This is a genomic window from Rhodophyticola sp. (genome assembly GCF_965284195.1).
Classification (GTDB): Bacteria; Pseudomonadota; Alphaproteobacteria; order Rhodobacterales; family Rhodobacteraceae; genus Rhodophyticola.
Window position 1 is genome coordinate 2,388,895 of record NZ_CBDIRM010000001.1, and the last position, 22,141, is coordinate 2,411,035.

Genomic DNA, 22,141 nt, shown 5'->3' on the forward strand with positions numbered 1-22,141 from the left:
TTCTAGGAGACAGCCAAATGAGCCACTTGCTCGACAGATTGAACTTCCTGCAATCCAAGGAACTGGAGCAGTTTTCGGACGGCCATGGACAGGTCACCCGCGAAAACCGCGATTGGGAGGAGACCTACCGGAACCGCTGGCGGCACGACAAGGTCGTCCGGTCGACCCATGGGGTAAACTGCACCGGGTCATGTTCCTGGAAGATCTACGTCAAATCCGGGATCGTCACCTGGGAGACGCAGCAAACCGATTATCCGCGCACCCGGCCCGATCTGCCCAATCACGAGCCGCGGGGTTGTGCGCGCGGCGCAAGCTACAGCTGGTATCTCTACTCCGCCAACCGGGTGAAAAACCCGCTGGTGCGCGGTCGGCTGATGAAGGTCTGGCGCAAGATGCGGGAGACGTTGAGCCCGATCGAAGCGTGGAGCAAACTGCAGGCCGATCCGATCCTGCGCGCCTCCTACGTGGAAACCCGCGGCAAGGGCGGGTTCGTCCGCGCAAGCTGGGACGAGGCGACCGAGATCACGGCGGCGGCCAACGCCTACACCGCCAAGACCTACGGGCCCGACCGGGTGTTCGGTTTCTCCCCGATCCCCGCGATGTCGATGATCTCCTACGCCGCGGGCTCGCGCTACCTGTCGCTTCTGGGTGGCGTCTGCATGTCGTTCTACGACTGGTATTGCGACCTTCCGCCAGCCTCGCCGATGACCTGGGGCGAGCAGACCGACGTGCCGGAATCGGCCGACTGGTACAACGCGGGCTACCTGCTGATCTGGGGCTCGAACGTGCCACAGACCCGGACGCCAGATGCCCATTTCTATACCGAGGCGCGCTATCGCGGCACCAAATCCGCGGTGATCTGCCCGGACTATTCCGAAGCCGCAAAGTTCGGCGATGTCTGGCTGAACGTGAAACAGGGCACCGATGCGGCCCTCGCCATGGCCTTCGGCCATGTGATCCTGCGCGAGTTCCATCTGGACCGTCAGGCCGAGTATTTCGAGGAATACACCCGAAGATACAGCGATTTCCCGATGCTGGTGAAGCTGGACCGGAAAGACGGCCGCCTGATCCCGGGCCGTTTCCTGCGCGCCGACGATCTGGACGGCAAGCTGGGCGAAGAGAACAACCCGGAATGGAAAACCGTCGCGCTGGACGCGATCTCCGGCAGGATGGTCGCGCCCAACGGCTCCATCGGCTACCGGTGGGGCGAAGACGGTGAATGGAACCTTGAGGAACGCGCCGGCGCGACGGAAACCGAACTGAAGATATCGCTGATCCTGGATGAGGATCATGACGATGTCGTGGGCGTCGATTTCCCCTATTTCGGGGGCGAGGCCACGCCGGAATTTGCCACCGACGCGGACCATCCCGATGTGCTGACCCGCAACATCCCGGTCCGCAAGGTGCAGACGGCGGACGGCGAGATGCTTGTGGCCACCGTATTCGACCTCTTCTGCGCCAATTACGGGCTTGACCGTGGACTTGGCGGGGACTGGGTCGCCGCAGACTACGCCGATGAGGTTCCGGGCACCCCGGCCTGGGCGGCGAAAATCACCGGTGTCCCTGCCGACAAGATCATCCATGTGGCCCGCGAGTTCGCCCTGAACGCCGAAAAGACGAGGGGCAAATCCATGGTCATCATCGGCGCGGCGATGAACCACTGGTATCACATGGACATGAACTATCGCGGCGTCATCAACATGCTGGTGATGTGCGGCTGCGTGGGCCAGTCCGGCGGGGGCTGGGCCCATTACGTGGGTCAGGAGAAACTGCGCCCGCAAACCGGCTGGCTGCCGCTCGCCTTCGCGCTGGACTGGGGACGCCCGCCCCGGCACATGAATTCCACCTCCGCATGGTACGCGCATACGGATCAGTGGCGCTACGAGCAACTGACGGCGAACGAGATCATCTCGCCCACGGCGCCGGATGGCGACTGGGATGTCACGATGATCGACTACAATATCCGCGCCGAGCGGATGGGCTGGCTGCCGTCTGCCCCGCAGCTCAAGACCAATCCGCTGGAGGTTGCGAAGGCGGCGAAGGACGCCGGCAAGGAGATCCCGGCCTATGTCAGCGAACAGCTGAAATCCGGCGCGCTTGAGATGTCCTGCGAAGATCCGGACGCGCCCGAGAACTGGCCGCGCAACCTGTTTGTCTGGCGCTCGAACCTTCTGGGGTCCTCCGGCAAGGGCCACGAATACTTTCTCAAGCACCTGCTTGGCACAGATCACGGCGTTCTGGGCAAGGATCTGGGCGAGGAAGGCAAGCAATTGCCGCGGGAGGCCAAATGGCACGAGGAGGCGCCGCGCGGAAAGCTCGACCTGCTGGTGACCATCGATTTCCGAATGTCCACCACGGCGGTCTATTCCGATATCGTTCTGCCCACGGCCAGCTGGTACGAGAAGAACGACCTCAACACTTCGGACATGCACCCGTTCATCCACCCTCTGCAGGCGGCGGTGGACCCGGCCTATGAAAGCAAATCGGACTGGGAGATCTTCAAGGCGATCGCCAGGAAGTTTCAGGAGGTGGCGCCCGAGGTTCTGGGCCGCGAGACCGATATCGTCGCGGTGCCGATCCTGCACGATACGCCGGGCGAGATCGCCCAGGACCAGGTGAAGGACTGGAAGGCGGGCGAATGCGACCTGATCCCCGGCAAGACCGCCCCGAACTTCGTGGCGGTGGAGCGGGACTACCCGGCGCTTTACGACCGTTTCGTCGCCCTTGGACCGCTAATGGACAAGATCGGCAACGGCGGCAAGGGCATCAGCTGGAACACCGAGACCGAGGTTCAGCATCTGCGCGAGCTCAACGGCGAATGGCAGGACGGCCCGGCGAAGGGCTGCGCGAAAATCCTCACCGATATCGACGCCAGCGAGGTCGTTCTGATGCTGGCCCCCGAAACCAATGGCGAGGTGGCGGTGAAGGCCTGGGAGGCGCTGTCGAAAGCCACGGGCCGCGAGCACGCGCATCTGGCGCTGCCCAAGGAGGATGAGAAAATCCGCTTCCGCGATATCGCGGCGCAACCGCGCAAGATCATCTCCTCGCCCACATGGTCCGGTCTTGAGAGCGAAAAGGTCTGCTACAACGCTGGCTACACCAACGTGCACGAGCTGATCCCGTGGCGCACGCTGACAGGGCGCCAGCAGCTCTATCAGGATCATCTCTGGATGCGGGCCTTCGGCGAGGGCTTCATGTCCTACCGCCCGCCGGTGGACCTCAAAACGATCACCGATGAGGTGAACACCGACACGGGCGAGCCGCATCTGGTGCTGAACTTCATCACCCCCCACCAGAAATGGGGGATCCATTCCACCTATTCCGACAACCTGCTGATGCTCACGCTGAACCGGGGCGGCCCGGTGGTCTGGATCAGCGAGGCGGACGCCAAAAGCGTGGGCATCGCCGATAACGACTGGGTCGAGGCCTACAACGTCAACGGCGCGCTGACGGCGCGGGCGGTCGTGTCTCAGCGCATGAAGAACGGCACGATCTTCATGTATCACGCCCAGGAGAAGATCGTGAACACGCCCGGCTCCGAAAAGACCGGAAACCGCGGCGGCATTCATAACTCCGTCACCCGCGCGACGCTGAAACCGACCCATATGATCGGCGCCTATGCGCAGCAATCCTACGGCTTCAACTACTACGGCACCGTCGGATCGAACCGCGATGAATTCGTGATTGTCAGAAAAATGCGGAAGGTCGACTGGCTCGACGCTCCCGCCACCGGAACGGAGGCAAAGGCATGAGGATCCGCGCACAAATCGGCATGGTCCTGAACCTGGACAAATGCATCGGGTGTCACACCTGTTCGGTCACCTGCAAGAACGTCTGGACCAGCCGCGAGGGCGTTGAATACGCCTGGTTCAACAATGTCGAAACCAAGCCGGGCACCGGATACCCCACCGACTGGGAAAATCAGGCCCGCTGGAACGGCGGTTGGGAACGGTCGAAATCGGGCAAGCTGCATCCCAAACAGGGCAGCAAATGGCGGATCCTGTCGAACGTCTTCGGCAATCCCGACCTGCCCGAGATCGACGATTACTACGAGCCGTTCGATTTCGACTATGACCACCTGAAATCCGCGCCCGAGATGAAGGCGTTTCCGACCGCGCGGCCGTTTTCGAAGATCACCGGCGAGCGGATCGAAAAGATCGAAAAGGGCCCCAACTGGGAGGAGATCCTTGGGGGCGAGTTCGCCAAACGGTCTCAGGATTACAATTTCGAGGGCATCCAGAAGGAGATCTACGGCGAGTACGAAAACACCTTCATGATGTATCTCCCGCGATTGTGCGAACATTGCCTCAACCCGACCTGCGCGGCCTCCTGCCCGTCCGGGGCGATCTACAAACGCGAGGAAGACGGCATCGTTCTGATCGATCAGGAGAAATGCCGGGGCTGGCGGATGTGCGTCTCCGGCTGTCCCTACAAGAAGGTCTATTACAACTGGGAAAGCGGCAAATCCGAGAAATGCACGCTCTGCTACCCGCGGATCGAAAGCGGCAACCCCACAGTCTGTTCGGAAACCTGCGTGGGGCGCATCCGCTATCTGGGCGTGATGCTCTACGACGCCGACAAGATCGAGGAAGCGGCGAATATGGAGGACACGCAGGATCTCTATGACGCGCAGCTTGGCGTCTTCCTCGACCCCAACGATCCGGTGGTGATCGAAACGGCCCGCGCCGACGGTATCCCCGAGGATTGGATCAAGGCCGCGCAGGAAAGCCCGATCTGGAAGATGGCGATGGAATGGAAAGTCGCCTTCCCGCTGCATCCGGAATACCGCACGCTGCCGATGGTCTGGTACATCCCGCCGCTCAGCCCGATCCAGAACGCCGCCGAGGCCGGAAAGATCGGCACCGATGGCGACATGCCGGATGTTCAGTCGCTCCGCATTCCGGTACGGTATCTCGCCAACATGCTGACCGCCGGAGATGAAGCGCCCGTGGTCACCGCGCTTGAACGGATGCTGGCGATGCGGGCCTATATGCGGGCCAAGACCGTGGACGGCGTGATCGACGAAGGCGTGGCCGCCCGTGTCGGCCTGTCCGGCCGGGTGATCGAAGACATGTATAAAATCATGGCTTTGGCCGATTACGAGGATCGTTTCGTGATCCCCACCACGCACCGCGAACAGGTCGAAGAGGCCTATGATCTGCGGGGCGGCTGCGGCTTCACCGACACCAATGGCTGCTCTCCGGGCATCAGCAAGGGCTCGCTGTTCGGCGGCAAGAAGAAACCCCTGAAAATGCCGGAGGCGATGTAATGGACCGGACGCTGAAATCTCTCTCGCTGATCCTCAGCTACCCCACCCGGGCGCTGCAGGAGGCCATGCCCGAGATCGGCGGCGTGCTCGCCTCCGACACCCGGCTGACCGCGGCCACCCGCAGGGCCCTTCGCCCGCTGGTGGAGGATATCGCGCAAAGCGACATCTACGATCTGGAAGAACGGTTCGTGATGCTGTTCGACCGCTCGCGCACCCTCTCGCTCAACCTCTTCGAGCATGTCCATGGCGAAAGCCGGGACCGGGGGGGCGCAATGGTCAGCCTTATGGAAACCTACCGCGACGCGGGTTTCGAACCGGTCACCTCCGAATTGCCCGATCACCTTCCGGTTTTGCTGGAATTCCTGGCCACCCAACCCTTCGCGGAGGCTCAGGATACCTTGGCGGACGCGGCGCATATCTTTCAGGCTCTGGCCAAACGGCTGGACCGCCGGGAAAGCCCATATGCCGCCGCGTTCGCCGCTCTTTTACAGCTTTCCGGCCGAACCGCCGATATCGAGGCGGTGCGCGACCTTCTGAACGAGCCCGAGACGGATCCGAACGATCTGGAGGCGCTCGATGCCGTCTGGGAAGAAAGCGAGGTCGTTTTCGGCCCAGACCCCAACGCCGGCTGCCCGCAAGTGCGCGAAATGCTGTCGCGCATCGATACGCCCGTCACCCCCGCCCCGCATCACGCGGCCGAATAGGGAGGAAGACCCATGTTTTCCAATCTCGATATCGACTTCATCATCTTCGGGATCATGCCCTACGCGGCGTTGACCATCCTCGTGGTGGGCTCCATCGCAAGGTATGAACGCGATCCCTTCACCTGGAAAAGCTCCTCCAGCCAGCTCTTGCGCCGCAAGCAGCTGATATGGGGGTCGATCCTGTTCCATGTCGGCATCATCACCGTGTTCCTCGGGCACCTGATCGGATTGTTCACGCCGGTCTGGGTGCTGGACGCGGTGGGCATTCCCTATTGGTTCAAGCAGTGGATGGCGGTTGTCATCGGCGGCCCGGCCGGGATTGCCGCGCTGATCGGCTCGACGATCCTTCTGCACCGGCGGCTGGTGGACCCCCGCATCCGTGCCACATCCAGCTTTGCCGATATCGGCATCATGGTGCTGATCTGGCTGCAGCTGGCGATCGGACTGCTGACCATCACGCAGACGCTGCAACATATGGACGGCTCCGAAATGGTCCGCTTCATGACCTGGTCCCAGAGCATCTTGACCTGGAACATCAACGCCTGGTCCACGATGATCGACGTTCACTGGCTTTACCGGGCGCATATCTTCCTGGGTCTCCTGATCACGGCGCTGTTCCCGTTCACACGGCTGGTGCATATGATCTCGGGCTTCGCCGCGCCATTCCGGTTCCTGCTCCGACCCGGTTATCAGATCGTGCGGTCGCGGCGGCGGGCTCCCCTGCCCAAGCGGGCCGGATCGACCCCGGCGGAGTAGGCGACATGGCAACAGCGCTCTTCCCCGATCTGGTCGTCAATGGCGAGGTGGTCCCCCAGATCCGCATCGCCGCCGAAGCGCAGAACCACGAGGCGCCGAAAGGCAAACCCGGCGTCGCATGGCGCAAGGCCGCCCAGGCCCTCGCGATCCGCACCCTGATGCTGCAGGAGGCCACGCGGCGGGGGCTGGTCGCGGATCCTGCCGAGATCGGGCCGGGCCGCTTCGAAACCGAGGAGGAGGCCCTGATCCGGGGCCTTCTCGACGCGGTCATCGCCGTCGCTCCGCCCGAAGAGGCCGCCATCGACGCGGAATGGCGCAAGGACCCGGCGCGGTTCCGGACCCCACCCCTTTGGGAGGTGTCCCACATCCTTGTGGCCTGCGACCCCCGCGACAAGGCGGCGCGCGAGAGCGCGCGAAGCCGCGCCACCGGCCTGACATCTCTGGCGCTGGAAACACCGGATAGTTTTGCCAAGCTCGCCCGCCACAACTCCGACTGCGGATCCAGATCGAACGGTGGCGCGCTCGGCCAGCTTGGCCCCGGCGACACCGTACCCGAGTTCGAAGCGGCCCTGCGCCGCCTTGCAGAGGCCGAGATCACGCCCGAGCCGGTTCTGACCCGCCATGGATATCATGTCATCCGGATGGATGCGCTTGGCCCGCGCCGGGTGCTGCCCTATTCGGCGGTCAGGCAGAAAATCTCCGACGCGATGGAGAAAGCCGCGTGGACCGAAGCAGCACGGGCGTTTGTCACCAACCTTGTCGAGGCCGCCCGCATCACCGGCACCGACATGCGTCCGGTCTGACCCATGCCGCCCGGTCCGTCTCCATCCCCGTCCGAACCGCCCCGCACATTCCGGCGGCTTGGAAACCCGCTGGATTTTCTGGAGCAGGATCACCGGCAGGCGAGGGAGATCTGCGATCAGATCGATGGGCTGGTGCGGATCGGGGCCGTGGACGGCCCGGCTGCGCAGAGGATCATCGCCTTTCTGACCCACATCTTCCCGCCGCATCTGGTCGACAGCGATGATGATCTGCACCCGCTCATGCGCCGCCGCTGCCCGCAGGAGGACGGGATCGCGCGCGTGCTTGACGGGCTGCAGGCCGATCACGGCGCGCTGCGGCAGATGATCCCGGGCGTCATCGACATCCTTGGCGGCGCCGGAGCGCGGACACGGCCCGCCCCCCTGTCGAAATCCGGGCGCGAGACCTTGAGCGCGTTCAGCAGGCAGGCACGGCGCGTTCTCATCGTGGAAACCGGGATCGTTCTGCCTATTGCCCGCGCGCGTCTTGGCGGGGGCGACCTTGGCTCGCTCCGCCTGCGGATGCTGCAACGGCGCGGGCTGGACCGGGTGATGGATACGCCGTGATGCTTGCCCGTCTCTTGACCCGAAAACGGCGCTGGTCGGATGACCGAAACGGCCGCGAGATCATCCTCTGCGGCCATTACGGCTGCGGCGGTGTCCGGGCCGCGACCGAGGATCTGCCCCATGGTCTGGCCGATCACTGGCTGGAGCCGATCCGGCGGCTGGCGCGGGCCTACACCATCGACCTGTCGCGGATCGCAACGATCGAAGGCCGGCGCGACAAGCTTGCCGAGCTGAACGTGATCGAAGGCGTCCGACGGGTCGCGGAAACGCCGATCCTGCACCGGGCCTGGCAACGGAGCGACGACATTGCGATCCACGGGCTGAAAGACGGGCTTTTGCGGGATCTCTCCTGCACGATCACGAAAGACCACGCCAGACCCAGAGGCGGGACATGACCGGCCCCATGCCCCCGCAACACCGCACGCAGCCGACATATCTTTCGCCATCCAACGGAACCCGGAACCGAGGCTTGAACATGAATATCGCGTACACAATGGCCGCCGGGCGCGGCGATACCGACCTGCTGCTTGCAGGCGTGGCCGAAACGCTTCTGGCCCGGGGTCGAACGCCCTGCGGCACCGTCCAGATCAATACCGGGCGCAAGGGTGATCATCGTTGCGACATGGATGTGCGCGTGCTGCCCGCGGGCCCGGTCATCCGTATCTCCCAGGCCCTGGGGCGCGCGTCCCGCGGGTGCCGGCTGGACCCCGCGGCATTGGAAGCGGCGGTGGCGCAGGTGCAGGCCGATCTGGCCACGGGCGCCGATCTGCTTGTCGTCAACAAGTTCGGCAAGCACGAGGCCGAGGGGCGCGGCTACCGCCCCGTCATTGCCGACGCGCTTGCGCTTGGGCTGCCCGTACTGGTTGGCGTCAACCGGCTGAACCGGCAGGCCTTTCTTGATTTCACCGATGGCCTTGCCGTACCGCTCGCCCCCGTGCAGGACACGATCCTGACCTGGATCGAGACCTACCTGCCCGCCCGGGCGGCCTAAAGGATACCGGGCAGCCGCAATCCGTTTTCGCGGGCGCAGTCCCGCGCGATATCATAGCCCGCGTCGGCGTGGCGCATGACACCGGTGGCCGGATCGTTCCAGAGCACCCGGGCGATCCGCCGGTCCGCGTCCGGCGACCCGTCGCAACAGATCACCATGCCGGAATGCTGGCTGAAGCCCATGCCCACGCCGCCCCCGTGATGGAGCGACACCCATGTCGCGCCCGAGGCGGTGTTCAGGAGCGCGTTGAGCAGCGGCCAGTCGCTGACCGCGTCCGAGCCATCCTTCATCGCCTCTGTCTCGCGATTGGGGGAGGCGACCGATCCGCTGTCCAGATGGTCGCGTCCGATCACGACCGGCGCCGAGAGTTTGCCCGTTCGCACCATCTCGTTGAAGGCCAGCCCCAGCTTGTCGCGGACCCCCAGCCCGACCCAGCAAATCCGAGCCGGCAAGCCCTGAAAACTGATCCGCTCCCGCGCCATGTCGAGCCAGTTGTGCAGATGCGGGTCGTCCACCAGTTCCTTCACCTTGGCGTCGGTCCTGTAGATATCCTCCGGATCGCCGGACAGGGCGCACCAGCGGAACGGGCCCACGCCACGGCAGAACAGCGGGCGGATATAGGCCGGCACGAACCCCGGAAAGGCAAATGCCGTCTCCAGCCCCTCCTCCAGCGCCACCTGTCTGATATTGTTCCCATAATCAAGCGTCGGCACGCCTGCGTTCCAGAAATCGACCATCGCGGCCACATGGATTTTCATGCTTGCCCGCGCCGCCCGCTCCACCGCTTTGGGGTCGCTTTCCTGCTGCGCGCGCCACTCAGCCACGCTCCAGCCCTGCGGCAGATAGCCATGGATCGGGTCATGGGCGCTTGTCTGGTCGGTGACGATGTCCGGTTGCACGCCACGCTTCACCAGTTCGGGGAAGACATCGGCGGCATTGGCGATAAGGGCCACGGATTTGGCCTCTCCCGCCTTGGTCCAGCGGTCGATCATCGCCAGCGCCTCGTCCAGATCACGGGTCTTTTCATCGACATAGCGGGTGCGCAGGCGAAAATCGGCGCGGGTCTCGTCGCATTCCACGGCCAGACAGCAGGCCCCCGCCATGACCGCGGCCAGCGGCTGCGCGCCGCCCATACCGCCAAGCCCTGCGGTCAGGATCCATCGACCGCTCAGATCGCCGCCGTAATGCTGGCGCCCGGCCTCGACAAAGGTCTCGTAGGTGCCCTGCACGATGCCTTGCGTGCCGATATAGATCCACGAGCCCGCCGTCATCTGGCCATACATCGCCAGCCCCCGCTTATCGAGTTCGTTGAAATGGTCCCATGTCGCCCAATGCGGCACCAGATTGGAATTTGCGATCAGGACGCGGGGCGCATCGGCATGGGTGCGGAAGACGCCCACGGGTTTGCCCGATTGCACCAGAAGCGTCTCATCCTCCTCCAGCTCTTTGAGGGACGCGACGATCGTATCGAAATCCTCCCATGTCCGCGCCGCGCGCCCGATCCCGCCATAGACCACAAGCTCATGCGGGTTTTCCGCCACATCCGGGTGCAGATTGTTCATCAGCATCCGCATCGGGGCTTCGGTCAGCCAGGATTTCGCGGTGATCTCCGGACCTGTGGGCGGGTAGATGTCGCGCGTGTTGTGGCGGGAATTGGTCATCGGGGTCAGCTCCTGAGCCTGGGGGCCAGATCGGCCAGGGTTTCAAGGATGTCTTGCAGGACAGGGCGCAACCGTGCGGCCCGGTCCCGATCGAAGATCCACGGCGGCGCCTCCTCGGCCAGATAGGTCGATTGGGCCAGTTCCATCTGGATTGCATGAACGCCGTGCCGGGGCCGCCCGTAGTGGCGCGTGGTCCAGCCGCCCTTGAAGCGGCCATTCACCACGCTGGAATACCCCCCGGCGGATGCGCAGATGCCCGCCACCGCGGCCTCCACCTGCGGGGCCGAGGACGCGCCGTCATAGGTTCCGATATTGAGATCCGGCAGGACGCCGCTGAAAAGATGCGGAATTGTCGTGCGGATCGAGTGGCAATCGTACAGAATGGCCACCCCGTGGATCGCCTTCACCCGCCCGATCTCGGTCGCCAATGCGTCATGATAAGCCGCGTGAAATCGGGCCACACGCCGGGCAATCTCCGGCTCGTCCGGGGGCCTGTCCCAAATTGCCTTCCCGTCGAAATCCGTCAGCGGCACCAGCCCGGTGGTGTTCCCCCCGGGATAGAGACTGCCGCCGGCCGGATCACGATTCGGGTCGACGACATAGCGGTGAAACACTGCGCGAACCGTTGTGACATCGGGCAGAAGGCCCTGATAAAGCTTATCGATATGCCAATCCGTATCGGACAGGGCGCGGCCGCGGGGGTTCAGCGCATCGGCCACGCCATCGGGCAGCCACGTTCCCGCATGCGGCATGCCGAGAACGACCGGCCCGTCGCCGCGCAGCACGTCGACCGGCGTCATTCCCGCCCCCGATCCGCATAGCCGGGCAGATCGGCCCCGTCGGCCAGCACCCCGTCGGCCACGAGGCCTGCGGCCCGGGCCAGATCATCTGCCAGATACCGGTCCTCGCCGATGGTCGGGATGACCGCGCGGGTTTTCGCCATCACCGCCTGCAACGCCGCACTGGTCCGCAGGGGCGCGCGAAACTCGATGCCCTGCGCCGCGCAAATCAGCTCCACACCCAGGATCGTGTTGAGATTGGCATTCATCCGGTCGAGCCGCCGCGCCGCATGGGCGGCCATGCTCACATGATCCTCCTGATTGGCGGAGGTCGGCGTGCTGTCGGTGGAACAGGGGTTCGCCAGATGCTTGTTCTCGCTCATCAGGGCGGCTGTAGTCACCTCGGCGATCATCAGGCCGGAATTCAACCCCGGCGCGGGCGTCAGGAAGGCCGGCAGATCGAAGCTGAGCGTCGGGTCGACCATGAGCGCCACCCGCCGCTGCGCGATGGCGCCGATTTCGGCAAGGGCCAGCGCGATCTGATCGGCGGCCAGTGCCACGGGTTCGGCGTGGAAGTTACCGCCCGACACGATCCGGCCCTGATCAAGCAGGATCAGCGGGTTGTCGGTCACGGCATTGGCTTCGATCTCCAGCGTTCGGCCCGCGAACCACAGCAGATCGAGCGCCGCGCCGGTCACCTGCGGCTGGCAGCGGATGCAGTACGGATCCTGCACCCGTGTGTCGCCGTCGCGATGGCTTTCGCGAATTTCCGAGCCCGCCATGAGCGCCCGCTGCGCCGCGGCCACCGCAATCTGCCCGGCATGGCCGCGCAGCGCGTGCAACTCGGCCAGCATCGGCGCGGTGGAGCCCATGATCGCATCGGTCGAAAGCGCCCCCGTCACGATCGACGCCGCCGCGTTGGTCCAGGCCTTGAACAGCCCGACAAGCGCGCAGGCCGTCGAAAACTGGGTGCCGTTGATCAGCGCCAGCCCTTCCTTCGCGCCCAGAGTCACGGGGCGCAGCCCCGCCGCGGCCAGCGCCTTGGCGCCCGGCATCCGCGTCCCGTCAAAAACCGCCTCGCCGCTGCCGATCATCACGGCGGCCATATGCGCCAGCGGCGCCAGATCGCCCGATGCCCCGACGGATCCCTGATCGGGGATCACGGGGGTGACGCCCGCATTCACCATGTCGCGGATCAGCGCGATGGTGCTCCAGGCCACACCCGATGCCCCGCGGCCCAGAGACAGCAGTTTCAGCACCATCATCAGCCGGGTTGTCGGCGCATCCAGCGGCGTGCCCACGCCGCAGCAGTGGGACAACACCAGATTGCGCTGCAATGTTGCGGTATCCTCAGGGGCGATCTTGATGCTGGCCAGTTTGCCAAAGCCGGTGTTGACGCCATATACAGCCGCGTCGCCCGCGGCCGCCTGCTCGACCATTCTTGCGGCGGCTTCCACCGGGGCGCGGGCGGTTTCCGCGATATCCACCGGTTCGCGCCCGCGCCAGATCCGCTCCAGATCGCCAAGACTGGCGGCGGCCGGTGTCAGAACCACGCTCACAGAATGCCCCCCACGATACGCCGGTGAAGCCGGTTGACCCCGATCCGGTAAGCCAGCTCCCCGGGGCTTTCCACATTCCAGACCGCCAGATCGGCCCGCATATCGGGCGCCAGAACGCCCATATCCGCGATGTCGAGCGCCCGGGCCGCGTTGCAGGTAACGCCGGCCAGCGCCTCCTCGGGGGTCAGCCGGAACAGGGTGCAGCCCATATTCATCGCTAGAAGCAGCGACACCATGGGCGACGAGCCCGGATTGGCATCCGTCGCAAGAGCCATCGGCACGCCATGCTCGCGGAACGCCTCCACCGGCGGGGTCTGAGTTTCGCGCAACGTGTAAAACGCACCCGGCAGCAGCACCGCAACCGTGCCCGCCGCGGCCATTGCCTGCGCATCTGCCTCGGTCGCGTGTTCCAGATGGTCCGCCGACAGGGCCCCGTAGCGCGCAGCCAGCGCCGCGCCGTCCTGATGGGACAGTTGTTCCGCGTGCAGCTTCACCGGCAGGCCAAGTGCCTGCGCCCGGTCGAACACCCGCGCCATCTGGCCCGTGTCGAAGGCGATGCCTTCGCAAAACCCGTCGACCGCATCGACCAGCCCTTCGGCCGCCGCGGCGTCCAGCACCGGCAGGCAGACCTCGTCCAGATAGGCATCCGCCCGGCCCTGATACTCCGCCGGGACCGCATGCGCGCCCAGATAGCTGGTGACGACGCGGATCCCGCGCAGATCCGACAGCGCGCGTGCCGCCCGCAGCATCCTCAACTCGGTCTCGCGGTCCAGACCATATCCCGATTTCACCTCGACCACTGTCACACCTTCGGCAATCATCGCATCAAGGCGGGGCAGCGCATCGGCCAGCAGATCGTCCATGCTGGCGGCGCGGGTGGCGGCCACGGTGGACACGATGCCGCCGCCTGCCCTTGCCACCTCGGCATAGCCGGCCCCGGTCAGCCGCATCTCGAACTCGCGGGCGCGGTTGCCCGCAAAAACCAGATGGGTGTGGCAATCGATCAGGCCGGGCGTAACCAGCCGCCCGCCCAGATCGTGCACCGGCCCGCCGCGATAGACCTCCGGTATCGCCTCTGCCGGGCCGACCCATTCGATCCGCCCGTTCGCGAGGGCCAGCGCGCCATCGGGGATCAGACCGTAGGGCGCATCGCCTGTCATGGTCGCCAGGGTCGCACGCGTCAGCAGCATCCGTATTATCCGCCCTTGTTTTCGTCGAGATCCTTGGCTTATTATGTCTGCACATAATATACTGTCAAGACAGGACACTGCCGTGACACAGATCTGGGCCGAACAGGCGTTGACCCCGGAGGGCTGGCAAAACCACGTCACCGTCACGATTGCCGATAGCGGGGCGATTACCGGCGTGAGGGCCGATACGCCGCCCGCCGGCACCCGCGTCGGCTGCCTGCTGCCGGCGCCTGTGAACGCGCATTCCCATGCATTTCAACGGGCCATGGCCGGGCTGACCGAAGCGCGCGGCCCCGACGGGGCAGACAGTTTCTGGACATGGCGCAAGCTGATGTTCCGGTTTCTGGACCAGCTTGACCCCGATCAGGTTCAGGCAATCGCCGCCTTCGTGCAGATGGAAATGCTGGAGGCCGGATATGCCACGAATGTGGAGTTTCACTACCTGCACCATCAGCCCGACGGGCACCCCTATCCGTTTCTGGGGGAAATGGCCTCCCGCATCGGGGCGGCGGCCGATCAAAGCGGGATCGGCCTGACGCTGTTGCCGACCTTCTACCAGCATGGCGGCTGCGACCAGCGCCCGCTTGGACGCGGGCAAATCCGTTTCGGCAACGATCTGGACGGGTTCGCGGCCCTGCACGATGCCAGCCATCACGCAATGGCGAGCGGGCCGGCGGACTGGCAGATGGGTGTGGCGCTGCACAGCCTTCGGGCCGTGGCGCGCGCGGATATTCCCTTTGCCTCGGGGCTCGGTGGCGGCGGGCCGATCCATATGCATCTGGCCGAACAGATCGCCGAGGTGGAGGAGGTCGAGGCCGAATGGGGCCAGCGGCCCGTGGAATGGGCGCTGGACCATCTTGATCTGGATGCCCGCTGGTCCTTGATCCACTGCACGCAGATGACCCGCACGGAAACCGCCGCTCTTGCGCGATCCGGAGCCACCGCCGTTCTGTGCCCGATCACGGAATCCAACTTGGGCGACGGCATTTTCGATTGCGTTCACTGGATGCAGAACGATGGCCGCCTCGCCATCGGGTCCGACAGCAACATCCGCATCGCCCTGGCCGAGGAGTTGCGGGTTCTGGAGTATTCCCAACGCCTTCGCGACCGGTCGCGCGCGGCATTGGCGACGCCCACGCACTCCACCGGCCGGCGGCTGTTCGATGCGATGCTGGCGGGCGGCGCAACAGCGGCGGGGCGCAAGACCGGGGCGCTTCGCTCCGGGGACTGGGCCGATCTGCTGGCGCTTGATTTGATCGCGCCGGATCTGGCCGGTCTTTCGGGGGACACGATCCTCGACAGCTATGTCTTCGCGGGCGGTGACGGGCTGGTGAGCGACGTCTGGTCCGCAGGCCGGCACATGGTGCGCGCGGGCCGGCATGTGGAGCGCGACCGGATCACCACCGCCTACATGCGGGCCATCAACGATCTGCGGGCCGCGTTGTGACCGGAACGGCGATGAATTCATGGCAGGAGATCCATGACGAGGTGCTGCGCCGCATTCACACCCGCCAGTGGAAACCAGGCGATCTGATCCCGAACGAGACCGATCTGGCCCGGGAGTTCGGCTGTGCGCGAGCGACGGTCAACCGGGCCCTGCGCACCCTGGCGGAAACCGGGCTTCTGGACCGGCGCCGAAAGGCCGGCACGCGGGTCACCCTGCATCCGGTCGGCAAGGCGTTGATCGAGATCCCGCTGATCCGCCGGGACATCGAAGACCGGGGCGCCCGGTACGGCTATCGCCTGATCTCGCGACAGATCGGCCCGGCGCCGCCCTCGATCCGCGCTGCGTTGCGGATCGAGACCGGCACGCCGCTTGTGCATCTGCTCGCGTGTCATCTGGCCGATGCGCGGCCCTATCTGCTTGAGGATCGCTGGATCAATCCGGCTGTCGTTCCAGGTGCGGAGACGGCCGATTTCACCCGGATCAGCGCGAATGAATGGCTGTTGACCCATGCGCCCTATACCCATGGCGATCTGACCATCGCGGCGGAACCCCTGCCGCCGCAGGCCGCGGCCGCCTTGCAGGTGGCTGCCGGCGAGGCTGGCCTTGTTCTGACCCGCACCACATGGGATCATACGGCGGCGGTGACCACAGTCCGGCTCAGCCACCGGCCCGGGCACCTCCTGCATTCCGCGCTGTGAGGTGGATACTGTTCAAATTGCAACCTTTTCGGCATCAGCGAAGACCTGCCCCTAGGCAGCGCGCCCGCGCCCACCTATAACCGCGCCGACACCGCAACCGGAGGCGCAGGATGCGCAGCGCAAAGATCACTCGCAAGACGGCGGAAACCGATATCAACGTCGAGATCAATCTCGACGGCAGCGGCGCCTATGACAATCAGACCGGCGTGGGCTTCTTCGATCACATGCTGGACCAGCTGGCGCGCCACGCGCTGATCGACATGAAGGTGCGCTGCGCGGGCGATCTGCATATCGACGACCACCACAGTGTGGAGGATGTGGGCATCGCACTTGGTCAGGCGCTGACGCAGGCGCTTGGCGACAAGCGCGGCATCCGGCGCTACGGCGCCTGTCTTCTGCCGATGGACGACGCGCTGGTGCGCGCGGCACTCGATCTCTCCGGGCGGCCCTATCTGGTCTGGAATCTGGAGATGCCGACGGCCAGGATCGGCACCTTCGATACCGAGCTCGTGCGCGAGTTCTTTCAGGCGCTGGCCACTCATGGCGGGATCACCCTGCATGTGGACGGCTTGCACGGGATCAACAGCCATCATATCGCGGAGGCCGCGTTCAAGGCAGTTGCCCGCGCGCTGCGTGAGGCCGTGGAGATCGATCCGCGCAAGGCCGATGCCGTGCCCTCCACCAAAGGCTCCCTGTGACCGGATGACCACCGTTCTGATCGATTACGACAGCGGCAATCTGCATTCGGCGGAGAAGGCGTTTCAGCGCATGGCGCGCGAGGGCAGTCATGCCCCGGTGATCGTCACGGACCGGCCCGAGGATGTGGCGGCCGCATCGCGGATCGTCTTGCCCGGTGACGGGGCATTTCCGGCCTGCCGCCGGGGGTTGCAGGCGATCGACGGTCTGGAGGAGGCAATTGTCGAGGCGGTGGAGACCCGCGGCGTGCCGTTCCTGGGCATCTGCGTCGGCATGCAGATGCTGGCCTCCTGGGGGCGCGAATACGAAGATGTGGCGGGTTTTGGCTGGGTGCCGGGCGAAGTTGTGCGGATTGCACCCGCAGAGCCGCGGATGAAGGTGCCGCATATGGGCTGGAACGATCTGGTGATCGACCGCGCTCACCCGGTCCTGTCCGGGCTTGCAACCGGCGATCACGCCTATTTCGTGCATTCCTACCATATGCAGGTGGCCGCCGCGGAGGATCTTCTGGCCCATGTCGATTATGGCGGTTCGGTAACGGCGATCGTGGGGCGCGGCAACGTGGTCGGAACCCAGTTTCACCCGGAAAAGAGCCAGCGCGCGGGCTTGCGCCTGATTTCCAACTTTCTGGGCTGGACGCCCTGACGGATTGCGCCCGGCTCTTGCAGAACCGTGGCACACCCGCCAACTACCCTCTTTGTGGAGGCTAGCCTACCAGGTCCGGAAGAGACGCCGGGCGTCGGCCGCAACTGCCTCCGCCGGGGATATTGCCGGGGCCAAGAAGGCCCCCGCCGTCAGTTCACCCGCTGCCAGCGTCCGCCTTCACGGCACACGGCCCCGCCCATGACACAGCCCGACACGACCAGTTGATCGCCGGAGAGCTGCAAGCGCGAGCGATAGGTGCGGTCGCGGTCCGGCGAATAGAGCCGCCCGCGATATTCGCCGCCACCCTCGGGCACCGTATCCCAGATGATCTGACGACCGACATTTTCCGAGGTCATCGTCGAACCCGAGGCATCAAAAGCCTCGATCAGCGTGCCGCAGAGCGCCGCGCCGCATTGCTGGACCTGGATGATCCCGGTATTTCCGTTGTCGTCCGGCGCCGTGCGCCAATTGCCGATCAAATCGTCCGCATGCGCCATTCCGGCAAGTGCAAGGCTCGCCACGGCGGCCAAAATCATATGTTTCATCATGGTTTCCTCCCGCAGATTGGCACGATGTTGGGGCAAGGCCGGGCCTCAAGGCAAGCCTGACGTAAGGGGCACTTGCCGGGCCGGCTTGGCAATCGGCGATGTCTGGGCCAAAAGGTGCCGATCCCGACCCGTGAAAGGCCGCACAGATGATCCTTTACCCCGCGATTGACCTGAAGGACGGCCAGGCCGTGCGCCTGCTGAAGGGGGATATGGACAAGACGACGGTGTTCAATGACGACCCCGCGGCTCAGGCCCGGGCCTTTCAGGATGCCGGATGTCAGTGGCTCCATCTGGTCGATCTGAATGGCGCGTTCGAAGGCCAGCCCGTGAATGGCGCGGCGGTCGAGAAGATCCTTGCGGAAACCACGGTGCCCGCGCAACTGGGCGGCGGCATCCGGGATATGGCGACCATCGAGATGTGGCTGGCGCGCGGGATTGCGCGGGTGATCCTGGGCACCGTGGCCGTGGAAGACCCCGATCTTGTCCGCGCCGCGGCGAAGGCCTTCCCGGGGCAGGTCGCGGTCGGTCTTGATGCGCGCGAGGGCCGTGTGGCCACGCGGGGCTGGGCCGAGGAGACGGACCTGATGGTGACCGATCTGGCGCGTAGTTTCGAAGATGCGGGCGTAGCCGCGATCATCTATACCGACATAAACCGCGATGGCGCGATGCAGGGCCCGAACGTGGCTGCCACCGCCGATCTGGCGCGCGCCACGACGATCCCGGTGATCGCGTCGGGCGGGGTCTCCTCCCTCGCCGATCTGGTGGCGTTGCGGGATACGGGCGTTATCGCCGGTGCCATCTCGGGCCGCGCGCTCTATGACGGGGCTCTGGATCTTGGTGCGGCACTGACGGCGCTGACCCATTAGGCCGGGCGAAGGCTCATACCGCCGATCCGGGGCCTTTCGCGGGGGGGTGCTGCGCCACATCTTCCTTGAACCTTTTCCGGGACCGACCCGTCCTACCGGTAGCGTTCCACGTCGCGAAAGGACATTCAGATGCGCAAACTGGCCTATATCCTGCTGAGCCTGCTGCTGGTCGCCTGCCTGCTGCCGATTGCCGGGCCGTTCTGGGCCGAGGCCTTCGCCGCGCGCCACGGCTGCACTGTCCATGGCGGTTTTGCCACATCCTGTATCGTGGACGGGGTGGATCGGGGACCGGACCTGACCAGAGCGTTCAACGCGGCCTGGATCCTGCTCCTGTCGTTGCCGGTGGGCATCGGTGCGGCCCTGGCGCTCATCTGGCTGGCGGTCTCCGGTCGCAGGCGGCCTCCGGGCCATTAGCGCCGCTTCGTCCCGCCCGGTCTCCACGCGCCTCTGGCCTGTGCCGCGCTTTGGCCATAAACAAAGCCGTGTCACTGACGGAAAGGCGCCTTCATGCTGAAAACCCGGATCATTCCCTGCCTGGACGTGGCCGACGGGCGCGTGGTCAAGGGCGTGAACTTCGTCGATCTGGTCGATGCGGGCGACCCGGTGGAAAGTGCGCGGGCCTATGACGCGGCGGGGGCCGATGAGCTCTGCTTTCTCGACATCCATGCGACCCATGAAAACCGCGGCACGATGTATGATCTGGCAACCCGCACGGCGGAGCAGTGTTTCATGCCCCTCACCATCGGCGGCGGGGTCCGCACGGTGGACGATGTACGCGCGCTGCTGCTGGCCGGCGCGGACAAGGTGAGTTTCAATTCGTCCGCTGTCGCGGACCCCGACGTCGTGGCGCGCGCGGCGGACAGGTTCGGCTCCCAATGCATCGTCGTGGCGATTGACGCGAAAACCGTCGCACCCGGCAAATGGGAGATCTTCACCCATGGCGGGCGCAAACCAACGGGCATCGACGCGGTCGAATTCGCCGGAACCGTCGCCGCAAAGGGCGCGGGCGAGATCCTGCTGACCTCGATGGATCGCGACGGGACACGGGCGGGTTTCAACCTGCCACTGACCCGCGCCATCGCCGATGCGGTCCCGATCCCGGTGATCGCCTCGGGCGGGGTCGGCACACTGGATCATCTTGTCGAAGGGGTGACCGAGGGCCATGCCAGCGCCGTTCTGGCCGCCTCGATCTTCCATTTCGGCGACTACACCATCGCCGAGGCCAAGGCCCATATGGCCAAGGCCGGCATTCCGATGAGGTTATCATGAGCGTACTGGACCGATTGGCCGAAACCGTCGCGGCCCGCAAGCTGGCCGATCCCGAAAAAAGCTGGACCGCGCAGCTTCTGTCGAAGGGGCCAGAGGCCTGCGCCCGGAAGTTCGGCGAGGAAGCGATAGAGGCGATCGTGGAGGCGGTGAAGGGCGACCGTGCCGCGCTGGCCAGCGAGGGGGCGGACGTCCTGTATCATTTTCTGGTGATGCTGGCGGCGTCGGACCTGACGCTAGCCGATGTGCTTGCCGAGCTGGAGCATCGGGAGGATCGCTCGGGCCTCGACGAAAAGGCCTCCCGGATCTGACATACCGCCGGCAGGCGAACCACGAGACCCTGAAACGGTGACCGAGCCGGCAAGTCCGCCCGCTTCATGGGGCATGCCGTCTGGCGCGGAAACCCGGCGGAGATCGCGCAGGCTCAACACGCAGATCCCGCCCCCAACGGAGATGCCCGGCTGCTGCGCAGGGGTGCGGCCTCACGCGGCTCAGAGTTTCGAACTGATGATGCCTGTCGCGAATCCACCCATCCGCAGCTCTCCGAACAAGCGCTGGTACTCGATCTTGGGGCAGCGGTTCTGGATCACCTGAATACCCGCCGCCTCTGCCCGCGCGGCGGCCTCCGGATGGGTCACCCCGATCTGCATCCAGATGGTTTTCGGGCGCGGCTCCATCGCCAGCGCAACCTCGACAATGGCCGGAACCGCTTCGGGTCTGCGAAAGATATCCACCACATCCACCGGTTCGGCGATGTCGGAAAGGTCGGCCACGACATCGGCCCCGAACAACACCTTGCCAAGCTGGCCGGGGTTCACCGGGATCACGTGATACCCCTTCAGCGACAGGTAGCGCGCCACGTAATGGCTTGGGCGCACCGGGTTCGGAGACACGCCGACACAGGCGAAGCTTTTGCTTTCCTTGAGAATTTTTCGCAACAGGTCGTCAGATGGCGTTTCGGTCATGGCCATGGGTTAGCACATGAAAAAAGCGCCCGCAGCAAAAACGCAGCGGGCGCAAGTCACGGAACGAGGGACAGTGATGGACGGGCGGTGTTCCGAACCGCCGCGTCATACGTTGTATTTAGGCAACGCTTGAAGCTTTTAAAGGCCAAGCACATTTTTGTGATGACGGCACCCTAGCCCAGAACCGCGGGCCAGTTCGCCTCACCTGCGGCGATGACGTCCGGCAACTCGGCCAGCCAGAGATCCCGGGCACGCAGATTGGCGTTCAGATACAGGCGGTCCTCGTAGACGGTCCAGGCCTCGGGAATGGTCGGTGCAAGATAGCCGCGGGAGGCGGCAAAGGCGCAATATCCGCCAAAGGCCGGAGCATAGCGTTCGGGATCGGCCGCAAACATGTCGCGATTGACCGCGCTGGAAAACTGCCAGCGCGCGCCCATCCAGTCATGGCTGTGATCGGCCGTGCCCGGTACGGGCGCATTCCGGGTGAAATACGCCACCGCGTCCGTCCCGTCGATGGCAATGCCCCCCTCCGCGTAGATCGGAGGCTCGCCGGCCATGGCGGCGGGGGCCATGGCGATCAGCGGTGTGGCGGCGAAAAGGCGCAGGGTGGTCCGTCGGGTCAGCATGGGAAATGGCTCCGTGTGCTCGGTCAATGGGTATATCTTCCCACTATGCCTGTCGGGCCCGGCGGCGAAATCCCCCCTGACGCAAGCGTGACCGACCGTGTCCGGACC

Annotated in this window: 23 protein-coding genes; 16 read left to right on the plus strand and 7 right to left on the minus strand. The window is 65.1% G+C overall.

Translation table 11 applies throughout. The annotated features are described in order from the left end of the window. Positions 1-17 precede the first annotated feature (17 nt). The 8 genes from ACQ651_RS11875 (at position 18) to ACQ651_RS11910 (ending at position 9,087) form a co-directional block, all read left to right on the plus strand. A complete protein-coding gene (locus tag ACQ651_RS11875) occupies positions 18-3,752 on the plus strand; it encodes a nitrate reductase subunit alpha (protein ID WP_430449374.1) in 3,735 nt (1,244 codons plus the stop codon). Next, positions 3,749-5,269, plus strand: coding sequence for a nitrate reductase subunit beta (narH, locus tag ACQ651_RS11880; RefSeq protein WP_430449375.1), 1,521 nt, complete (start codon positions 3,749-3,751; stop codon positions 5,267-5,269). Before ACQ651_RS11875 ends, narH begins: the two co-directional genes overlap by 4 nt. After that, positions 5,269-5,973 carry a nitrate reductase molybdenum cofactor assembly chaperone gene (gene narJ / locus ACQ651_RS11885; RefSeq protein ID WP_375551659.1) on the plus strand — a complete coding sequence of 235 codons (705 nt, stop codon included), beginning with the start codon at positions 5,269-5,271 and terminating at the stop codon, positions 5,971-5,973. The genes narH and narJ overlap by 1 nt, the downstream gene beginning before the upstream one ends. A 12-nt stretch (positions 5,974-5,985) precedes the next feature. Next, a complete protein-coding gene (narI, locus tag ACQ651_RS11890) occupies positions 5,986-6,729 on the plus strand; it encodes a respiratory nitrate reductase subunit gamma (RefSeq protein ID WP_227285138.1) in 744 nt (247 codons plus the stop codon). Positions 6,730-6,734: 5 nt separating this feature from the next. Continuing rightward, complete coding sequence (locus tag ACQ651_RS11895; RefSeq protein ID WP_430449376.1) at positions 6,735-7,532, plus strand: peptidylprolyl isomerase; 798 nt, start codon at positions 6,735-6,737, stop codon at positions 7,530-7,532. A gap of 3 nt (positions 7,533-7,535) precedes the next feature. Next, positions 7,536-8,096 carry a hemerythrin domain-containing protein gene (locus ACQ651_RS11900; RefSeq protein WP_227285140.1) on the plus strand — a complete coding sequence of 187 codons (561 nt, stop codon included), beginning with the start codon at positions 7,536-7,538 and terminating at the stop codon, positions 8,094-8,096. Further along, the gene (locus ACQ651_RS11905; RefSeq protein WP_430449377.1) at positions 8,096-8,491 is read left to right on the plus strand and encodes a carbonic anhydrase; all 396 of its coding nucleotides are present in this window, start codon (positions 8,096-8,098) and stop codon (positions 8,489-8,491) included. The genes ACQ651_RS11900 and ACQ651_RS11905 overlap by 1 nt, the downstream gene beginning before the upstream one ends. Before the next feature lie 80 nt (positions 8,492-8,571). Next, positions 8,572-9,087: a DUF2478 domain-containing protein gene (locus tag ACQ651_RS11910; protein WP_430449378.1), complete on the plus strand. Its 516-nt coding sequence runs from the start codon at positions 8,572-8,574 to the stop codon at positions 9,085-9,087. Here the strand turns inward: ACQ651_RS11910 and hutU are convergent. Genes hutU through hutI form a run of 4 tightly spaced genes read right to left on the minus strand, consistent with a single transcriptional unit; the run spans position 9,084 to position 14,276 of the window. Next, the gene (gene hutU / locus ACQ651_RS11915) at positions 9,084-10,748 is read right to left on the minus strand and encodes a urocanate hydratase (protein WP_430449379.1); all 1,665 of its coding nucleotides are present in this window, start codon (positions 10,746-10,748) and stop codon (positions 9,084-9,086) included. The genes ACQ651_RS11910 and hutU overlap by 4 nt on opposite strands. A gap of 5 nt (positions 10,749-10,753) precedes the next feature. Beyond that, positions 10,754-11,548, minus strand: a complete 795-nt coding sequence (gene hutG / locus ACQ651_RS11920; RefSeq protein WP_430449380.1) for an N-formylglutamate deformylase — start codon at positions 11,546-11,548, stop codon at positions 10,754-10,756. Beyond that, entirely contained in the window at positions 11,545-13,086 is a 1,542-nt protein-coding gene (hutH, locus tag ACQ651_RS11925; RefSeq protein ID WP_227285145.1) for a histidine ammonia-lyase, read from the minus strand. The genes hutG and hutH overlap by 4 nt, the downstream gene beginning before the upstream one ends. Continuing rightward, positions 13,083-14,276, minus strand: a complete 1,194-nt coding sequence (gene hutI / locus ACQ651_RS11930; RefSeq protein WP_430449381.1) for an imidazolonepropionase — start codon at positions 14,274-14,276, stop codon at positions 13,083-13,085. Before hutI ends, hutH begins: the two co-directional genes overlap by 4 nt. A gap of 82 nt (positions 14,277-14,358) precedes the next feature. Here hutI and ACQ651_RS11935 point away from each other — a divergent pair, with 82 nt between their 5' ends. The 4 genes from ACQ651_RS11935 to hisH all read left to right on the plus strand — a co-directional run bounded on the left by ACQ651_RS11935 (position 14,359) and on the right by hisH (position 17,762). Next, complete coding sequence (locus ACQ651_RS11935; RefSeq protein WP_430449382.1) at positions 14,359-15,723, plus strand: formimidoylglutamate deiminase; 1,365 nt, start codon at positions 14,359-14,361, stop codon at positions 15,721-15,723. Positions 15,724-15,734: 11 nt separating this feature from the next. Beyond that, positions 15,735-16,421: a GntR family transcriptional regulator gene (locus ACQ651_RS11940; RefSeq protein ID WP_430449383.1), complete on the plus strand. Its 687-nt coding sequence runs from the start codon at positions 15,735-15,737 to the stop codon at positions 16,419-16,421. A 110-nt stretch (positions 16,422-16,531) separates the two neighbouring features. Then, positions 16,532-17,119 carry an imidazoleglycerol-phosphate dehydratase HisB gene (gene hisB / locus ACQ651_RS11945; protein WP_375551648.1) on the plus strand — a complete coding sequence of 196 codons (588 nt, stop codon included), beginning with the start codon at positions 16,532-16,534 and terminating at the stop codon, positions 17,117-17,119. Between the two features lie 4 nt (positions 17,120-17,123). After that, complete coding sequence (hisH, locus tag ACQ651_RS11950; protein ID WP_430449384.1) at positions 17,124-17,762, plus strand: imidazole glycerol phosphate synthase subunit HisH; 639 nt, start codon at positions 17,124-17,126, stop codon at positions 17,760-17,762. A gap of 149 nt (positions 17,763-17,911) precedes the next feature. Here hisH and ACQ651_RS11955 read toward each other — a convergent pair whose 3' ends face one another. After that, positions 17,912-18,307: a DUF2147 domain-containing protein gene (locus ACQ651_RS11955; protein WP_227285151.1), complete on the minus strand. Its 396-nt coding sequence runs from the start codon at positions 18,305-18,307 to the stop codon at positions 17,912-17,914. 149 nt (positions 18,308-18,456) lie between these two features. On the opposite strand from ACQ651_RS11955, the gene hisA reads away from it, so the two are divergent. From hisA to ACQ651_RS11975, 4 genes are all read left to right on the plus strand, one after another. Continuing rightward, the gene (gene hisA / locus ACQ651_RS11960; RefSeq protein WP_227285152.1) at positions 18,457-19,176 is read left to right on the plus strand and encodes a 1-(5-phosphoribosyl)-5-[(5-phosphoribosylamino)methylideneamino]imidazole-4-carboxamide isomerase; all 720 of its coding nucleotides are present in this window, start codon (positions 18,457-18,459) and stop codon (positions 19,174-19,176) included. Between the two features lie 129 nt (positions 19,177-19,305). After that, a complete protein-coding gene (locus tag ACQ651_RS11965; RefSeq protein ID WP_227285153.1) occupies positions 19,306-19,590 on the plus strand; it encodes a hypothetical protein in 285 nt (94 codons plus the stop codon). Positions 19,591-19,683: 93 nt separating this feature from the next. Further along, positions 19,684-20,445, plus strand: a complete 762-nt coding sequence (gene hisF / locus ACQ651_RS11970; protein WP_375551647.1) for an imidazole glycerol phosphate synthase subunit HisF — start codon at positions 19,684-19,686, stop codon at positions 20,443-20,445. Further along, positions 20,442-20,753 (plus strand): phosphoribosyl-ATP diphosphatase, encoded by a 312-nt coding sequence (locus ACQ651_RS11975; protein ID WP_121899133.1) that lies wholly within the window; start codon positions 20,442-20,444, stop codon positions 20,751-20,753. The genes hisF and ACQ651_RS11975 overlap by 4 nt, the downstream gene beginning before the upstream one ends. A gap of 180 nt (positions 20,754-20,933) precedes the next feature. Here ACQ651_RS11975 and ACQ651_RS11980 read toward each other — a convergent pair whose 3' ends face one another. Then, positions 20,934-21,407, minus strand: coding sequence for a CoA-binding protein (locus ACQ651_RS11980; protein ID WP_227285217.1), 474 nt, complete (start codon positions 21,405-21,407; stop codon positions 20,934-20,936). A 173-nt stretch (positions 21,408-21,580) separates the two neighbouring features. Then, positions 21,581-22,033 carry a YHS domain-containing (seleno)protein gene (locus tag ACQ651_RS11985; protein WP_430449385.1) on the minus strand — a complete coding sequence of 151 codons (453 nt, stop codon included), beginning with the start codon at positions 22,031-22,033 and terminating at the stop codon, positions 21,581-21,583. Between the last annotated feature and the right edge of the window lie 108 nt (positions 22,034-22,141).

Bases quoted from the DNA above. Each gene is read 5' to 3' on its own strand.
- ACQ651_RS11875 (WP_430449374.1), top strand. From the start codon at position 18: ATGAGCCACTTGCTCGACAGATTGAACTTCCTGCAATCCAAGGAACTG.
- narH (WP_430449375.1), top strand. From the start codon at position 3,749: ATGAGGATCCGCGCACAAATCGGCATGGTCCTGAACCTGGACAAATGC.
- narJ (WP_375551659.1), top strand. From the start codon at position 5,269: ATGGACCGGACGCTGAAATCTCTCTCGCTGATCCTCAGCTACCCCACC.
- narI (WP_227285138.1), top strand. From the start codon at position 5,986: ATGTTTTCCAATCTCGATATCGACTTCATCATCTTCGGGATCATGCCC.
- ACQ651_RS11895 (WP_430449376.1), top strand. From the start codon at position 6,735: ATGGCAACAGCGCTCTTCCCCGATCTGGTCGTCAATGGCGAGGTGGTC.
- ACQ651_RS11900 (WP_227285140.1), top strand. From the start codon at position 7,536: ATGCCGCCCGGTCCGTCTCCATCCCCGTCCGAACCGCCCCGCACATTC.
- ACQ651_RS11905 (WP_430449377.1), top strand. From the start codon at position 8,096: ATGCTTGCCCGTCTCTTGACCCGAAAACGGCGCTGGTCGGATGACCGA.
- ACQ651_RS11910 (WP_430449378.1), top strand. From the start codon at position 8,572: ATGAATATCGCGTACACAATGGCCGCCGGGCGCGGCGATACCGACCTG.
- hutU (WP_430449379.1), bottom strand. From the start codon at position 10,748: ATGACCAATTCCCGCCACAACACGCGCGACATCTACCCGCCCACAGGT.
- hutG (WP_430449380.1), bottom strand. From the start codon at position 11,548: ATGACGCCGGTCGACGTGCTGCGCGGCGACGGGCCGGTCGTTCTCGGC.
- hutI (WP_430449381.1), bottom strand. From the start codon at position 14,276: ATGCTGCTGACGCGTGCGACCCTGGCGACCATGACAGGCGATGCGCCC.
- ACQ651_RS11940 (WP_430449383.1), top strand. From the start codon at position 15,735: ATGAATTCATGGCAGGAGATCCATGACGAGGTGCTGCGCCGCATTCAC.
- hisB (WP_375551648.1), top strand. From the start codon at position 16,532: ATGCGCAGCGCAAAGATCACTCGCAAGACGGCGGAAACCGATATCAAC.
- hisH (WP_430449384.1), top strand. From the start codon at position 17,124: ATGACCACCGTTCTGATCGATTACGACAGCGGCAATCTGCATTCGGCG.
- ACQ651_RS11955 (WP_227285151.1), bottom strand. From the start codon at position 18,307: ATGAAACATATGATTTTGGCCGCCGTGGCGAGCCTTGCACTTGCCGGA.
- hisA (WP_227285152.1), top strand. From the start codon at position 18,457: ATGATCCTTTACCCCGCGATTGACCTGAAGGACGGCCAGGCCGTGCGC.
- ACQ651_RS11965 (WP_227285153.1), top strand. From the start codon at position 19,306: ATGCGCAAACTGGCCTATATCCTGCTGAGCCTGCTGCTGGTCGCCTGC.
- hisF (WP_375551647.1), top strand. From the start codon at position 19,684: ATGCTGAAAACCCGGATCATTCCCTGCCTGGACGTGGCCGACGGGCGC.
- ACQ651_RS11975 (WP_121899133.1), top strand. From the start codon at position 20,442: ATGAGCGTACTGGACCGATTGGCCGAAACCGTCGCGGCCCGCAAGCTG.
- ACQ651_RS11980 (WP_227285217.1), bottom strand. From the start codon at position 21,407: ATGACCGAAACGCCATCTGACGACCTGTTGCGAAAAATTCTCAAGGAA.
- ACQ651_RS11985 (WP_430449385.1), bottom strand. From the start codon at position 22,033: ATGCTGACCCGACGGACCACCCTGCGCCTTTTCGCCGCCACACCGCTG.